The organism is Streptomyces yunnanensis (genome assembly GCF_029011865.1).
GTDB classification, from domain to species: domain Bacteria; phylum Actinomycetota; class Actinomycetes; order Streptomycetales; family Streptomycetaceae; genus Streptomyces; species Streptomyces yunnanensis.
Genome location: NZ_CP095749.1, coordinates 8,308,880 through 8,323,051 on the forward strand (window position 1 = coordinate 8,308,880; position 14,172 = coordinate 8,323,051).

General features: G+C 70.9%; 14 protein-coding genes. 9 read left to right on the forward strand and 5 right to left on the reverse strand.

The window, feature by feature from the left end; translation table 11 throughout:
- Positions 1-3: 3 nt before the first annotated feature.
- The 3 genes from MOV08_RS36345 to MOV08_RS36355 form a co-directional block, all read right to left on the reverse strand.
- Positions 4-1,410: a pyridoxal phosphate-dependent decarboxylase family protein gene (locus MOV08_RS36345; protein ID WP_275310444.1), complete on the reverse strand. Its 1,407-nt coding sequence runs from the start codon at positions 1,408-1,410 to the stop codon at positions 4-6.
- 163 nt (positions 1,411-1,573) lie between these two features.
- A complete protein-coding gene (locus MOV08_RS36350) occupies positions 1,574-2,470 on the reverse strand; it encodes an alpha/beta fold hydrolase (protein WP_275310445.1) in 897 nt (298 codons plus the stop codon).
- 48 nt (positions 2,471-2,518) lie between these two features.
- On the reverse strand, positions 2,519-3,313 hold the full coding sequence (locus MOV08_RS36355) for an alpha/beta fold hydrolase (protein WP_275310446.1): 795 nt from the start codon (positions 3,311-3,313) through the stop codon (positions 2,519-2,521).
- A 226-nt stretch (positions 3,314-3,539) separates the two neighbouring features.
- On the opposite strand from MOV08_RS36355, the gene MOV08_RS36360 reads away from it, so the two are divergent.
- Positions 3,540-4,436: a LysR family transcriptional regulator gene (locus MOV08_RS36360; protein WP_275310447.1), complete on the forward strand. Its 897-nt coding sequence runs from the start codon at positions 3,540-3,542 to the stop codon at positions 4,434-4,436.
- A 160-nt stretch (positions 4,437-4,596) separates the two neighbouring features.
- On the opposite strand, the gene MOV08_RS36365 is transcribed toward MOV08_RS36360, so the two are convergent.
- Together MOV08_RS36365 and MOV08_RS36370 are read right to left on the reverse strand one after the other, a co-directional pair.
- Entirely contained in the window at positions 4,597-5,289 is a 693-nt protein-coding gene (locus MOV08_RS36365; RefSeq protein WP_275310448.1) for a response regulator, read from the reverse strand.
- A complete protein-coding gene (locus tag MOV08_RS36370; RefSeq protein WP_275310449.1) occupies positions 5,286-6,917 on the reverse strand; it encodes a sensor histidine kinase in 1,632 nt (543 codons plus the stop codon). Before MOV08_RS36370 ends, MOV08_RS36365 begins: the two co-directional genes overlap by 4 nt.
- A 243-nt stretch (positions 6,918-7,160) precedes the next feature.
- Between MOV08_RS36370 and MOV08_RS36375 the strand changes: the two genes are divergently transcribed.
- The 8 genes from MOV08_RS36375 (at position 7,161) to MOV08_RS36410 (ending at position 14,054) form a co-directional block, all read left to right on the forward strand.
- A complete protein-coding gene (locus MOV08_RS36375) occupies positions 7,161-7,976 on the forward strand; it encodes an ABC transporter ATP-binding protein (RefSeq protein ID WP_275310450.1) in 816 nt (271 codons plus the stop codon).
- On the forward strand, positions 7,966-8,841 hold the full coding sequence (locus tag MOV08_RS36380; protein WP_275310451.1) for an ABC transporter permease: 876 nt from the start codon (positions 7,966-7,968) through the stop codon (positions 8,839-8,841). The genes MOV08_RS36375 and MOV08_RS36380 overlap by 11 nt, the downstream gene beginning before the upstream one ends.
- 46 nt (positions 8,842-8,887) lie before the next feature.
- Positions 8,888-9,919: an ABC transporter substrate-binding protein gene (locus tag MOV08_RS36385; protein ID WP_039638534.1), complete on the forward strand. Its 1,032-nt coding sequence runs from the start codon at positions 8,888-8,890 to the stop codon at positions 9,917-9,919.
- Between the two features lie 202 nt (positions 9,920-10,121).
- The gene (locus MOV08_RS36390; protein WP_078876029.1) at positions 10,122-11,366 is read left to right on the forward strand and encodes a helix-turn-helix domain-containing protein; all 1,245 of its coding nucleotides are present in this window, start codon (positions 10,122-10,124) and stop codon (positions 11,364-11,366) included.
- 316 nt (positions 11,367-11,682) lie between these two features.
- Entirely contained in the window at positions 11,683-12,042 is a 360-nt protein-coding gene (locus MOV08_RS36395) for a DUF6415 family natural product biosynthesis protein (RefSeq protein ID WP_275310452.1), read from the forward strand.
- A gap of 157 nt (positions 12,043-12,199) precedes the next feature.
- Positions 12,200-12,382 (forward strand): hypothetical protein, encoded by a 183-nt coding sequence (locus MOV08_RS36400; RefSeq protein ID WP_039638536.1) that lies wholly within the window; start codon positions 12,200-12,202, stop codon positions 12,380-12,382.
- Positions 12,383-12,596: 214 nt separating this feature from the next.
- Positions 12,597-13,583, forward strand: coding sequence for a radical SAM/SPASM domain-containing protein (locus tag MOV08_RS36405; RefSeq protein ID WP_052287101.1), 987 nt, complete (start codon positions 12,597-12,599; stop codon positions 13,581-13,583).
- A 102-nt stretch (positions 13,584-13,685) separates the two neighbouring features.
- Positions 13,686-14,054: a hypothetical protein gene (locus MOV08_RS36410; protein ID WP_039638537.1), complete on the forward strand. Its 369-nt coding sequence runs from the start codon at positions 13,686-13,688 to the stop codon at positions 14,052-14,054.
- The last annotated feature ends 118 nt before the right edge of the window (positions 14,055-14,172 follow it).

Below are 14,172 nucleotides of genomic sequence, written 5' to 3' on the forward strand. Positions count from 1 at the left end.
GGGTCATGGCCCGGTCGGCCCGTCCGCCGGTAGGTCGCGGACCGCGCGCTCCAGGGCCGTGACGATGCGTTGGACGTCCTCGGCGGTGGTCCGCCAGTTGCTGAACGCGGCGCGCAGGGCGGGCCGTCCGGCGTGGACGGTGGGGGTCAGGAACACCTCGGTGGCCAGGGCGTCGGCGAGGGCGGCGAGGCGCTCGGCGGTGGCGGAGCGGGCGAGGGTGAAGCAGACGACGTTGAGGCGGACCGGGGAGAGCAGTTCCAGGCCGTCGAGGGAGGCGACCGCCTGGCCCAGGGTGCGGGCGCCCTCCGCGCAGCGGTCCACGATGTCGCGGTGGCCCTCGCGCCCGTAGGCGCGCAGCGTGAACCAGGTGGCGAGGGCGCGCAGCCGGCGGGAGTTCTCCGGGGTGAGGTGGACCAGGTCGGGGGTGTCGCCCAGCGGGCCCAGATAGGCGGCGGCGTTCTGGAAGACGCGGGCCTGGAGGTCGCGGCGGCGGGTGAACTGGACCGCGCTGTCGTACGGGACGTTCAGCCACTTGTGCAGGTCGACGCAGAGCGAGTCGGCGAGGTCGAGACCGTCGACCAGGTGGGCGTGGTGCGGGGAGAGCGCGGCGAACGCGCCGAACGCGGCGTCGATGTGCAGCCAGCAGTCGTAGCGGTCGCGGAGCGCGGCGAGCGCACGGAGGTCGTCGAAGTCGACGGTGTTGACGGTGCCGGCGTTGGCCACGATGACGCAGGGGCCGTCCGCGTCCCGCAGGGCACGTTCCAGCGCGGCCGGGTCCACCGCCTCGCGGCCGGGCAGGGTGGGGACGGTGACCAGCGCGGACCGGCCGAGGCCGAGCAGCGACAGTGCCTTGGCCACGCTGGAGTGCGCGGCGCCGGACAGGACCCGGACCGGGCCGAGGGCAGCCGTCCCGTCCTCGGCCGGTGAGATGCCGCGCCGTTCCCCGAGCCACTCGCGGGCGATCGCCAGCCCGACCGTGTTGGACATGGTCGCGCCGCTGACCAACGCGCCCTCGTGGGCGTCCGACAGCCCGAAGAGCGTGCGCAGCCACCCCACCGTCTCCCGCTCCAGGTGCTGTCCGGTGGCGTCCAGGGACGACATGGAGTTCTGGTCCGCGGCGGCGGTCAGCCAGTCACCGGCAAGGGCGGCCGGCGTCACGCCGCCGGTGACGAAGCCGAGGTAGCGCGGGCCGGCGCTGGCCGACAGGCCGGGCTGCCAGCGCGCCGCGAAGTCCGCGAGCGCGTCCCGCAGTCCGGTGCCGCGCGCGGGCAGCGGCCGCGGCTCGGGGGCCGGCCGGGCGGGGACGACCGGCGCCTCGGCGAGGCCGTCGAGGAAGGCCGCGGCCTGTTCCCGGGTGGCCTCCAACAGGTCGGGCAGCGCGGCGAGATCGGCGGCGAGGTGGGGGTGCACGGTGCGCTCCGTTCGTCGGGTCGGGACGACCGAACCCAGGGGCTGTCCGATGGGTCGGGGTCGGACAGAACGTAGCCGGGGCCGGGCCCCCGTTTCCTGATCCAATTCCAGGAAAGTGGACCGGAATCGGGGGCGGGGGAGCGGTCCGGGCCCCGGGCGGGATCTATGCGGGCTCCGCGACCGTCGACAGGTCCAGGGCGTCCGCGGTGTCGGGGGCCGGTGCAGTCTCGGTCGCCTCGGTCGCCTCGGCGGCGCGCCGCTCGTCCAGGAACGCGGCGATCAGGGCCGCGAATCCGGCCGGGTCCTCGCCCGGGGCACCGTGCCCGGCGTCGATCTCCTGGTAGCGGGTGTGCGGGATCCCGGCCAGCAGCGCCTGCTGCTGATCGGCGCCCATGATCCGGTCGTGGGCGCTGGCCAGCACCAGCGTCGGCGCCGTGACCCGGTCGAGCAGCGGGCGCAGGTCCACCGACAGGTCCACCTCGATCTGCCGGGCGGTGCCGGGTGCCAGAGTGGCGGCCAGCGTCCGCACCAGTTCCTCGTTCGCCGCGGTGTCGGTCCGTTCCCAGTACCGGGGGCCGAACGCCATCAGCGGCAGCATCCGGGCGAAGTGCGCGGTGCCGTGCTCGGCGTCGGTGCGCAGCAGGTCGAGCCAGTAGGTGAATTCGGCGCGCAGCCGGCTGTCGGTGCGGACCCACCCGGCGTGCAGGACCAGCGAGCGGATCCGCCCGGGGTGGTGGGCGGCGAGGTGGGTGGCGATCGCGGCGCCGAGCGAGTGGCCGACCAGGTGGAAGCGGTCCAGGCCGGCGTGGTCGGCGGCGGCCAGCACCTCGTCGGCGAGGTCCGCCAGGGTGAGCGGGCCGCCGTGGTCGGTGGTGTCGCCGGAGCCCGAGTAGTCCGGCGCGACCACGGTGAAGCGGTCGGCGACGGCTTCGGTCAGCGGCAGCCACTGCTGGCGGGTGGCGCCGGTGCCGTGCACCAGCACCAGTCCCGGGCCGGTCCCGGTGTGGTCGTACGCGACGCCGGCGGCGCCGCCGGCGAGGGGTACCTGGGTGACGGGCATGGAGGTCTCCTTCGAGAGGGTGGGGTGGAGTGGAGTGGGGCGGGATGTTCAGGAGTGGGCGTGGGCGGCGGCCGGGGCGATCCGGGCGAGTGCGGAGCGCAGCGCGGCGTTGAACGCGTCGGGGCGCTCCTGCTGCGGCATGTGTCCGGCGCCGCGGATGACGCCGACCTCGGCGCCGGGCGTGAGGGCGGCGCAGGTCCGGGCGACCTCCAGCGGGATCGAGGTGTCCAGCTCGCCGTGCAGGTAGTGGATCGGCACCTGCAGCCCGGGCAGGAGCGGCCGCGGGTCGTAGCTGCTGGCGGAGACGAAGTGCTGGTCGATGTGGACCCCGGAGTCCAGGATCTGCCGGACCGTCCAGTCGACGAGCGCGGGCGAGGTGCCCGGCGCGTACCACCCCGGGACCCAGCCGGCGAGCGTGCCGGCCCGGTCCAGGCGCAGGCCCGCCATCAGCTCCGTCATCGGCATCCCCGTGGACGGCCAGTACCCCGGTCCGTCCACCGCGATCACACCGCTGATCAACTCGGGCCGGCGCACGCCCAGTTCGGTGCCGAAGGTCGCGCCGATCGACGAGCCGACGACCACCGGCCGGTCCAGGCGCAGCGCGCCGATCAGCGCCACCAGGTCGCTGACCACGCCGGCGGTGGTGTTGCCCCGCAGCGGCCGGGCCGACCGCCCGCAGCCCCGCCAGTCGACGGTGACCACCCGGTGGTCCCGGGCGAAGTCCGGCAGCTGCGCGCCCCAGACCCGGCCGCTGGTGCCCCAGCCGTGCAGGAACAGCAGCGCGGGGCCGGTCCCCTCGTCCTCGTAGTAGAGGGTGGTGTCGTTGACGTCCAGGTACGGCATGGCGGACTCCTTCGGCCTTGCGGGCCCTGTGGGCCGCGCGGTGTGTGAGGTCCTCAGCCAACCGCGATCAGCTCCGCCGACCAATGGGCGATCCGCGCCTACACTCATCGCGTACGGTGATCAATGCGTACGGTGATCAATGCAGACGGTGATCAATGCAGACGGTGATCGATGCAGACGGTGATCGATGCAGGCGGTGATCGATGCGAACGGCGAACGGGGGGCCATGGAGATCCGACAGCTGCGCTACTTCCTGACGGTGGCGGAGGAACTGCACTTCGGGCGGGCGGCCGAGCGGCTGCACATCGTGCAGTCCGCGGTCAGCCAGCAGCTCCGCCGGCTCGAACGCGAGCTGGGCACCGAGCTGTTCGCCCGCTCCACCCGCGTCGTCCGGCTCACCGAGGCCGGCGACCGGCTCCTGCCGTACGCCAGGGAGATGCTCGCCCTCCAGGCCCGGGCCCGGGAGGCCATCGACGAACTGCGCGCCGAACGGGCCGCGACGGTGCGGCTCGGCACCAGCTCCGGACTGGGCGCGCGGCTGGACGCCCTGCTCGCCGCGTTCGACCGTCGCGCCGGCCACGCCCAGCTGGAGCTCGTCTCGGGAAGTACGGAGGAACGCCTGGCGAAGGTGCGCGCCGGCGACCTGGACGCCACCCTCCTGCGCGGTGAACGGACCGACTCCGGGCTGGAGTTCCTGCCGCTGTGGCAGGACGCGCTGATGGCGGCGCTGCCCGCGCGGCACGAGCTCGCCGCGCGGGAGAGCGTCGAGCTGTCCGGGCTCGCCGGGCTGCCGCTGCGGCTCTCCCCGCGCACCCGCAACCCCGCGCTCCACGACCTGGTCATGCGCTCCTGCCGGGAGGCCGGCTTCGAGCCCGTTCAGGGACCGGAGTTCACCAACGCCCAGGACACCCTCGCCGCCATCGGCTACGGCAAACCGTCCTGGACGGTCTTCTACGCCCCGCACGCCGACCAACTCCCGGTCCCTGGCGTGGTGTTCCGCCCGCTGAGCGGGCCGGCGCCGGTCATGCGGGCCTATCTCGCGGTGCGGACCGGACCGCCCGGGGTCGGTCTGCGCGCCTTGATCGAGGCGTGCTACGAGGCCGCGGAGGACGACACGGCCTAGGGCGCTTCTGACGGATCTCCGCGGCGTCGCGGCGCCTGGCACGCACGCTCGCGGCGTTGCCGACATGTCCCCATAGCTCCGCTATGAAAACATCCCGGCGCCTTGCGATCGCACGCACCAGGCACCGCTCCTTCTTCCACGGAGATCCGTCAGAAGCGCCCTAGCTCGCGCGGTCCCGGGCGTACCGGTGTTCCGGGCGCCCGGTGTCGCCGTATTTGAGGGTGAGGCTGATGCGGCCGGTGCGTTCGAGGTGCTTGAGGTAGCGCTGGGCGGTGGAGCGGCTGACGCCGGCGCGCTCGGCGACGTCGTGGGCGGAGAGCGGCAGCCCGGCCTCGTCCAGGATGCGGCGGATCAGGTCGACGGTCGCCGCCGAGTGGCCCTTGGGCAGTTCGGTGTGCGGGGAGTCCGGGGTGCGCAGTGCGGCGAAGATCCGGTCCACCTGCTCCTGGCCGGCCTCGCCCCGGCCGCCGACGCCCTCGACGGTGCGGCGGAGCGCGGCATAGCCGTCGAGCTTGGCCCGCAGCCCCGAGAAGCCGAACGGCTTGACCAGGTACTGCAGGGCGCCGTACCGCATCGCGGCCTGCACCGTCGCCACGTCCCGGGCCGCGGTCACCATGATCACGTCGGTGTGGTGGCCCATCTGGCGCAGCCGCCGCACCAGGGTCAGGCCCGTCTCGTCCGGCAAGTAGTGGTCGAGCAGCACCAGGTCGACGTGGCCGCGCTCCAACGTGGCCAGCGCCTGGGCCGCGGTGTGGGCGCGGCCGACGACCCGGAAGCCGGGCACCTGGGACACATACGCGGCATTGATCTCCGCGACGCGGAAGTCGTCGTCCACGACAAGGACATCGATCACGGTGACTCTCCTGTGGCCGTCATCTGGGGGTGGAGGTCGGGTGCCAGGGCCTCGGGCAGGACGACGGTGAAGACCGCGCCGCCGCCCGCGCGCGCGGTGACCCGGGCCATCCCGCCGTAGCGTTCGGACAGTCGGCGCACCAGCGCCAGGCCGAGCCCCCGGCCCCGGGACGTGACGGTGGCGGTCTTGGTGGACCAGCCCTCGGCGAAGATCCGGTCGCGCATCTCGGGCGGCACGCCCGGCCCGGTGTCGCTGACCCGGACGACCGCGGTGCTGCCCTCGGCACGCAGCTCCACCTCGACGAACGGTTCGGCGCCGCGGCGCTCGGCGGTGGCGTCCAGCGCGTTGTCGATCAGATTTCCCAGGACCGTGACCAGATCGCGCGGGTCCACCACCGCGTCCGGCAGCAGCGTGGCGGACGACACCCGCAGCGCGACGCCGCGCTCGGCGGCGATCGCCGCCTTGCCGACCAGCAGCGCGGACAGCAGCGGGTCGTGCACCCGCTCGGCGATCTGCTCCGCGGACGCCCGGTGGGCGCTGGCCACCTCGGCGACGAACTCCACCGCCATGTCGTACCGGCCCAGTTCGAGCAGCCCGCGCACCGTGTGCAGCTGGTTGGCGTGCTCGTGGTCCTGGGCGCGCAGTGCGTCCAACAGGCCCTGGGTGCTGTCCAGTTCCCGGCCCAGCAGCTCCAGTTTGGTGCGGTCCCGCAGGGTCACCACCGCGCCCCCGTCCCGGGTGGCGACGCGGTTGGCGACCAGTACCCGGCCGCCGCTGATCGCCAGCAGGTCGCCGCCGGCCACCCGGCCGGCCAGCACGTCGGTGGTACGGCCCGGCGGCAGCGCCTCGTCCAGGGCCCGGCCGGCGGCGCCGGCGTCCAGGCCCAGTAGCCGCCCCGCCTCGTCGTTCACCAGCCGGATCCGGCCCCGCCGGTCGAACGCCACCACGCCCTCGCGGATGCCGTGCAGCATCGCCTCCCGCTCGTCCAGCAGCGCGGAGATGTCGGCGGTGGCCACCCCGTGCGTGCGGCGGCGCAGGCTCCGGGCGACCACCACCGCGGCCAGCACCCCGGCCGCCAGCGCCGCGCCCGCGTACCGCAGCAGCCCCGGGATGGTGCCGAGCAGCAGGCCGTGCACGCTGTCGTAGGCGATGCCGACCGAGACCGCGCCGACGATCGCGCCGTCGTCGTCCCGCAGCGGCACCTTCGCGCGGGCCGACCGGCCCAGCGTGCCGGTGTCGATCTGGCGGACCTCCTTGCCGGCCAGCGTCCGGCTGGGGTCGGTGGAGACGTGGTGGCCGATCTCCGCGGCGTTGGTGTGCGACCAGCGGACCCCGCGGGTGTCCATCACGACGACGTACAGCGCCCCGGTCGACCGCCGGATCCGCTCCGCGGTGGACTGCACCGGGCCGCGCGGGGCCGGCACGGTGGCCTTCACTTCGTGGGCCAGCTCCGGGTCGGCGGCCGTGGTCTGGGCGATGGCCAGGGCCCGGCGCATCGCCTGGTCGTCCAGGGCGTGGCCGAGCGGGGCCAGGAACAGCCCGGTGGCCAGCACCATCACACCGGTGGTGATGACCAGCTGCGCGGTCAGGACCTGCGCGAAGACGCGACGGGGCCAGTGGATCCGCATGCGGTCCCCTCTGTCTCGGCCGGCCCTCCGCGGGATGCGGAACCGACGCCTTCCGTTCATGACGCTGTCTGTTGATCTCGTGTGAACGCAACGTAAGCCGCCGCGGCCCGGCTGCCCAGACCCCGTCGAACTTTTGTTGTTCTAGCGTGAGCAAAATGGGCACAACAGGGTTTGCGCGCAGAAAGACGGCTTGCGCCCACAAGGCTGCCGCGGTGGTCCGGTCCGCTCCTAGCCTCCCGGTCCATGAACAGCCACACGAGCCCCGCCATCGAGCTACGGGGCGCGAGCAAGACCTTCCGCACCCCCTCGGGCGGTCTGCACACCGCCGTCCGGGACCTGGACCTGACCGTGGAGCGCGGCGAGTTCGTCGCCGTCGTCGGGCCCACCGGGTGCGGCAAGTCCACGACCCTGACGCTGGTCAGCGGCCTGGAGGAGCCCACCGAGGGCGAGGTGCTGGTGGCCGGCGAGCCGGTCCGCGGCATCGGCGACAAGGTCGGCTTCGTCTTCCAGCAGGACGCCGTCTTCCCCTGGCGGACCGTGCTCGCCAACGTCATGGCCGGCCCGCGCTTCCGCGGCGTCCCCAAGACCGAGGCCCGGGAGCGGGCCCGTGAATGGCTCGCCCGGGTCGGCCTGGCCGCTTTCGAGGACCGCTATCCGCACCAGCTCTCCGGCGGCCAGCGCAAGCGCGTCGCGCTCGCCGCGACCTTCGTCAACGACCCCGAGATCCTGCTCATGGACGAGCCGTTCTCCGCGCTCGACGTGCAGACCCGGGCCCTGATGTCCGACGAGCTCCTCGACCTGTGGTCCGGCACCGGCGCCTCCGTCGTCTTCGTCACCCACGACCTGGAGGAGTCGATCGCGCTGGCCGACAAGGTCGTGGTGATGACCGCCGGCCCCGCCACCGTCAAGGAGGTCTTCACCATCGACCTGCCGCGGCCCCGCCGGGTCGAGTCGGTGCGGCTGGAGCCGCAGTTCGTGGAGATCTACCGGGAGATCTGGTCCTCGCTCGGCGAAGAGGTCCGGATCACCCGCGAAAGGGGTGCCGCCCATGTCGCCTGAGACCGTCACCGCACCGGCCGTCACCACCGAGGCCGGCATCCCGGGCGAGCGCAGCCAGGCCCGTGCCCGCGCCGCCCGCAACCACAAGATCCTGGTCTACGGCACCCGGGTCGCGCTCCTGGTCGTCCTGGTCGCCCTGTGGGAGGGGCTGGCCCGCGCCGCCGTCATCGACCCGTTCAACTTCTCCATGCCCTCGAAGATCTGGGACCAGATCAGCCAGTGGGCGCTGAACGGCACCCCGCAGGGCCCCCTGATCGAACAGGTCTGGTACACCCTCTACGAGGCGCTGCTCGGCTGGGTCATCGGCGTCATCGGCGGCGTCGTCCTGGGCATCGCGCTCGGCCGGATCCGCTTCCTGGCCGATGTGCTGGGCCCCTACATCAAGGTCCTCAACGCGCTGCCGCGGATCGTCCTGGCCCCCATCTTCCTCATCTGGTTCGGCCTCGGACCGGCCTCCAAGGTGGCCTCCGCCGTCGTCCTGGTCTTCTTCCCGGTCTTCTTCAACGCCTTCCAGGGCGCCCGGGAGGTCGACCGCAACCTGGTGGCCAACTCCCGGATCCTGGGCGCCAGCAACCGCCAGGTCACCCTCCAGGTCGTCATCCCCTCCGCCACCTCCTGGATCTTCACCAGCCTGCACGTCAGCTTCGGCTTCGCGCTGATCGGCGCCATCGTCGGCGAGTACATCGGCGCGACCAAGGGCCTGGGCCTGTTGGTCTCGGCCTCCCAGGGCACCTTCAACGCCGCCGGTGTCTACGCCGCCATGGTGATCCTCGCGGTCGTCGCGCTGCTCGCCGAAGGGCTGCTGGCCTTCCTGGAGAAGCGGCTCTTCCGCTGGAAGCCGGCCGACGCCGGCGACGGCCGCTGATCCCCGTACACCCGCCCGCACCGCCTCACCTCACAAGGACGTGACCATGCGCACCCCGTTCAAGATCTCGGCCGCGGTCGCCGCCACCGCGCTCGCCCTCGCCGGCCTCACCGCCTGCGGCGGCTCCTCCTCCGGCTCGGCCGCGGATGCCGGGGACGGCCGGATCCAGATCATGGTCGGCGGCCTGGACAAGGTCATCTACCTGCCGGCCCGACTCACCCAGCAGCTCGGCTACTTCAAGGCCGAGGGCCTCAACGTCACCCTGCTGACCGAGCCCGCCGGCGTCCAGGCCACCACCTCCCTGATCTCCGGCGACGTCCAGGGCGTGGTCGGCTTCTACGACCACACCCTGGACCTGCAGGCGAAGAACAAGCAGGTCGAATCGGTGGTGCAGCTCGCCCACGCGCCCGGCGAGGTGGAGGTGGTCTCCACCAAGGCCGCCTCCGAGATCACCTCGCCCAAGGACTTCACGGGCAAGAAGCTGGGCGTGACCGGGCTGGGCTCGTCCACCGACTTCCTCACCAAGTACCTGGCGGTCAAGAACGGCGTGAAGCCCGAGGGGATCACCCCGGTCGCGGTCGGCGCCGGCCAGACCTTCCTCTCCGCCATGGAACAGGGCTCGATCCAGGCCGGGATGACCACCGACCCGACCGTCGCCCAGGTCGTCAACAAGAAGATCGGCAAGGTGCTCGTCGACATGCGCACCCCCGAGGGCTCCCGGCAGGCGCTCGGCGGCCCCTACCCCTCGTCCAGCCTCTACATGAACACCGACTGGGTGAACAGCCACAAGGACACCGTCCAGAAGCTCGCCAACGCCTTCGTCAAGACCCTCAAGTGGATGTCCACCCACACCGCCGAGGAGATTGCCGCGAAGATGCCCGCGGACTACGCGCAGGGCGGCAAGGAGCTGTACGTCCAGGCCATCAAGGACACCCTGCCGATGTTCACCAAGGACGGGGTGATGCCGGCGGACGGCCCGGCCACCGTCGAGCGGGTCCTCAAGGCGTTCAACCCCACCCTGAAGAACGCCACCATCGACCTGAAGAAGACCTACACCACCGAGTTCGTCAAGAAGTGAGGGAGTGACGGGGTGCGGGCGCGCCCGGGCATCCGAATCCCGGCACGCCGGCATCGCCGCCGGCCGTCCTCACCCCCGACCGGCGCCGCACGTAAGGCAGGAAGCAAAACAGCCCCCACCGAGTGGTAAGGGGCCGATCACTACGCCCCAGGTCTGTCAAGGCGTACCGTTCTGAGTGCCTAGGTCAGAACGGAGTTTCACTATGCCCCACCCTGACAAACTTCCCGCCGGGCTGTCGACCGGCGAACGAATCCGCTTCCTGCGTGAGTCTCGCGGCATGAGCCGGGCGGTGCTTGCAGGACTCTGTGGGCGCGGTATCGACTGGCTTAAGAAGATCGAGACGGGTGAGCGTGCACTCAGGTCTCACACGCTACTTCTCCGGCTCGCAGTAGCCTTGCAGGTATCGGATCTCGCGGTGATCACCGGCGACTCGTCCGAGGTCACCCAGCCCGTGCCGCTCGGCCGCCTCTCGCACCCTGCCATGCCCGGCATTTGGTCGGCGGTCATGGGAAGGTCGCTCACTCTGGAGTCGACAAGCAGGTCAATCGATGTGGCGATTCTGCAAGGCCAGGTAGACCAGACCTGGAAACTATGGCACGCATCACAACGTCAGCGAACGGAAGTTGGTGCACTCCTCCCCGACCTGATTCGCCAAGCGGAATCCGCCGCGCGAACAACTGAGGGAGCCGAACGTCGACGGGCCCTCGTCGCGCTATCGGATGTCTACCGGCTCGTGGGCCAGGCCACCGCGTACGTGGCACCGGCCGAACTGGCCTGGGTCGTAGCTGACCGCGCGTTGACAGCTGCACAGACCGCGGATGACCCTGCGGCCATCGCTGCGGCCGCGTGGAACATGGGCAACATCCTGCGCGAAACCGCGTACCCGGAAGAGGCCCTGCGGGTAGTCGCCGAGGCGGCCGATCTCATTCGCCCACACCTCGATGAGGCACCTGAAGATTGGCGGGGGATTTATGGAGCCCTGCAACTGCACGCCGCAGTTACAGCCGCGAGGGACGGTCGCGAGGGGGAAGCGTGGCGGTACTGGGATGCGGGCGACCAGGTAGCAAAGTCGCTGCCAGCTGCATACGTTCACCCAAGCACGGTGTTCGGGCGGGCAAATGTCGACTTCCACGGGGTGTCGGTGGCCACGGATCTCCGGAAGTCCGGACAAGCCCTGAGCAGGGCCGATGACATCAACCCTGATGTCATGCCCTCGGTTGAACGGCGCTCCCGGCTCTGGGTCGAAGTGGCGCGCGGGCATCTTCAACGTGGGGACCGCACGGCTGCCCTTCACGTGATGGGAGTCGCCTGCAAGGTCAGCAATGAAACGGTGGCGTATACGCCGTCAGCGCGGGCGGTCGCGGCAGACCTGTGGCGTAAGGCTCCACGTGCATTCCGCGATGAGGCGGCCCGACTCGCCGAGGCTGTGGGCGTCACCGGCCCGTAGGACAACTCGCCTCAGGGGGACACTTTGTCCCCCCTGAGGTCAGCGCAATGCCCCTACGGTCGCTGTCAGTTAACTTCTCATCACCGTAGGAGATCGCGATGGCGGCTGTCAGTGGTTGGCATGCCTCGCTCCGCCGAGGAGCACCGACTTCCAGCACCAGTGACACCGGCGAGGTCCGTGTCCCCCTGATGCTGTACCGGGTTGACCAGCATCAAAGTGACATCGACTTGGTGCTGTCTCACAGTGAAGCGGAATCGCTTCGAGACGCCCTGGCTGATCACCTCGGCCTCTTTACGACGCTTACGGAAACACCGTGATGAGCGGGCGCGCCAACGCGCCGGCTGCGCAGGATGCCATCGACGCTGACTCGATCAGCGAGACGATCCGCCAAGCGCTGCACTTCGGCTCGGTTCGGCCGAGCCGGGACGAACGTGCCGCAGTAGATGAGATTCTGCGCGGGCACGTGCGGCTGCTTCTCGGTGACGTCCGAGCGGCAACCGAGCGGCAGCGCCACAGCTTCGAGGCCGAGCAGTTGCGCAAACGGATGGACCGGATCGAGCAACACCTGAACCACCCCTTTGGCCAGGGCCTGCTGACCGCGGACGCCGAGGTGCACCAGCGCGCCCGGGACTGCCAGTGGCTGCTCGCCCACCACACCGCGAGGGTCGGCTGGTGACCGAGGGCGAGTCGGAGCACCGGCTCCCTCACATCGCCGATGAGTCAGCGGAGGTACGGCCGGGCTATGCGCTTCCAGGCGTGACGTTCGTCCCGGCAGACAAGGTCCGTGCCTGCCCGTTCCGTTGCGAGCGCTGCCGCACATCAGGGAGGCAGCCGTGACGACAGGGACCGTCGGCCGGGACGTGCTCACCGTCCATGAACTCATCTGGGCCGGTGACGTCCTGCGGCCCAGATGCGGCGACGCCGGGCTGGAGGACGAGGTGGTCGAGTGGCGCCGCTCCGTGAACTGCCCCGAGTGCCTGCGCTGCACATTGCCGCCCTCGGCCTGTCTCCGATAACCCCCGGTGTCGTAGCCGCCGGGCGTGCTCCTCACGGTGGGCCCTAAAACACCCTCGGCCCCAGTCCCGTCTACGAAAAGGGGGTGGGACGAAGAGGGGAGCGCGACGGCCACCCGAGTCGGCATCACGGGTGGCCCCCAAACCTCCGCCCCGGTACTCCTGGTGAGGACGGTCTACCGGGGCGTGACACCAGCACTCCCACAAGGAGGAGTCCATGCCCTTACTGCCACGTTCCCTAGCGCCGCTGGGACCGCAATTCGCCTGGTTGGAGATCACGGGCTTTTGCAACCTCCGGTGCCGCCAGTGCTATGCCGACTCCTCACCCGAGGGGAATCACGGCACCATGACGGACGATGACTGGTTCCGTGTCATCGACGAACTCGCCGCTCTGCACGTCCGAGACATGCAGTTCATCGGCGGGGAACCCACCCTCCACCCGAGCCTTCCCGCGTACATCCGCCACGCCCGGAAGGCACAGATGCGCATCGAGGTGTTCAGCAACCTCACCCACATCACCGACGAGGTGTGGGAGGTGCTGAAACTCCCGGGCGTCCGGCTGGCGTTCAGCTACTACTCGGACGAAAGCGAAGACCACGACGACGTGACCGAGAACCGCGGCTCGCATGCTCGCACTCGCGTCAACGTCGAGAAGGCCAAAGCTCTGGGGATCTCCATGAGGGGCAGCGTGATCAACGTCCTTCAAGGGCAGCGCGCGTCCGACGCGCGCCGGGACCTGCTCGACATCGGACTGCGGGATGTCAGGACGGACAAGCTCAGGCCGTTCGGACGCGGAGCCGACGGCGCCATCCCGGACATCACCAAGCTGTGTGGACGCTGCGGGCGCAACAAGTTCGCCATCGGCCCGGACGGAAGCGTCTGGCCGTGCGTCTTCGCCCGCTGGATGGCCGCCGGCAACGTCCACGAGCAGAGTCTCGCCGCGATCTACAAGGGGGCCGCCATGCAGGGCGCCCGAGCCGAACTCGCCCAGGTGTTCCCGGACAAGGTGTCGACTGCCAACACCCCGAGTTGCCTGCCCGACTGCAACCCGGCGTTCGACTCGTGCGCGCCGCAGCTCGCCTGCGCCCCGGACGCTGCCTGCGGGCCTACGGAGGACAGCTCCGACGACCTCGCGGAACCGATCATGTCCCCTCACCGATCGGTGCGGTACGGCAACCCGCGGATCGCCGGTACGGACTGCTGACGCCGGCTCCACAAACGGGGGAACCTCCGGGCGGGAGGGCCAGCGCGGCAACGTCTGCGAGTAGCGTGAGAACGCCCTCGCCCCCGCTCTACGGAGATGCACATGAGCGCCACCTCATTCGATCTCTACCTGTCCCGCCGCGATGCGTACGCCGCGTTCCTGAGCGCCGCTGACGACGAGTCGGCGGTGTGCTGGCGGAAGGCCGACGGCCAGTATCCGAGCGCGGATGCGGCACGGAAGGCGCAGGACGAGGCGTACGCGGCCACCCGGGACGCGTTCAACCGGATCGTGGTCGAGCCGGTCGGGCCGTACAAGGAGGCCCACGCCGTCGTCGAGCAGATCCGACTCCTTGGGCGGGCCGGCGGCGCGGAAGAACAAGACTGGGTGGCGTTCAAGAAGGCCCGGGAAGTTTTCGTTGACGCTGCACGCGTCTGCCTCACGGAAACCGTCGAGGGTACCGGGTGTCAATGAACGTCACCGAATCACGCCATTTTCGACTGTTCTTTCCGAGTCCTCGAAGGTCGCAACAGGGTCAAGAACTTGGGTGACGGGCCGTCAGGGGGCCTCGGCGGCCTGAAGTCGGCCCGCC

What these genes read in the sequence shown, in the direction of transcription:
- MOV08_RS36410 (WP_039638537.1), top strand. Translation starts at nt 13,686, where the DNA reads ATGAGCGCCACCTCATTCGATCTCTACCTGTCCCGCCGCGATGCGTAC.
- MOV08_RS36360 (WP_275310447.1), top strand. Translation starts at nt 3,540, where the DNA reads ATGGAGATCCGACAGCTGCGCTACTTCCTGACGGTGGCGGAGGAACTG.
- MOV08_RS36375 (WP_275310450.1), top strand. Translation starts at nt 7,161, where the DNA reads ATGAACAGCCACACGAGCCCCGCCATCGAGCTACGGGGCGCGAGCAAG.
- MOV08_RS36370 (WP_275310449.1), bottom strand. Translation starts at nt 6,917, where the DNA reads ATGCGGATCCACTGGCCCCGTCGCGTCTTCGCGCAGGTCCTGACCGCG.
- MOV08_RS36390 (WP_078876029.1), top strand. Translation starts at nt 10,122, where the DNA reads ATGCCCCACCCTGACAAACTTCCCGCCGGGCTGTCGACCGGCGAACGA.
- MOV08_RS36380 (WP_275310451.1), top strand. Translation starts at nt 7,966, where the DNA reads ATGTCGCCTGAGACCGTCACCGCACCGGCCGTCACCACCGAGGCCGGC.
- MOV08_RS36355 (WP_275310446.1), bottom strand. Translation starts at nt 3,313, where the DNA reads ATGCCGTACCTGGACGTCAACGACACCACCCTCTACTACGAGGACGAG.
- MOV08_RS36385 (WP_039638534.1), top strand. Translation starts at nt 8,888, where the DNA reads ATGCGCACCCCGTTCAAGATCTCGGCCGCGGTCGCCGCCACCGCGCTC.
- MOV08_RS36350 (WP_275310445.1), bottom strand. Translation starts at nt 2,470, where the DNA reads ATGCCCGTCACCCAGGTACCCCTCGCCGGCGGCGCCGCCGGCGTCGCG.
- MOV08_RS36405 (WP_052287101.1), top strand. Translation starts at nt 12,597, where the DNA reads ATGCCCTTACTGCCACGTTCCCTAGCGCCGCTGGGACCGCAATTCGCC.
- MOV08_RS36395 (WP_275310452.1), top strand. Translation starts at nt 11,683, where the DNA reads ATGAGCGGGCGCGCCAACGCGCCGGCTGCGCAGGATGCCATCGACGCT.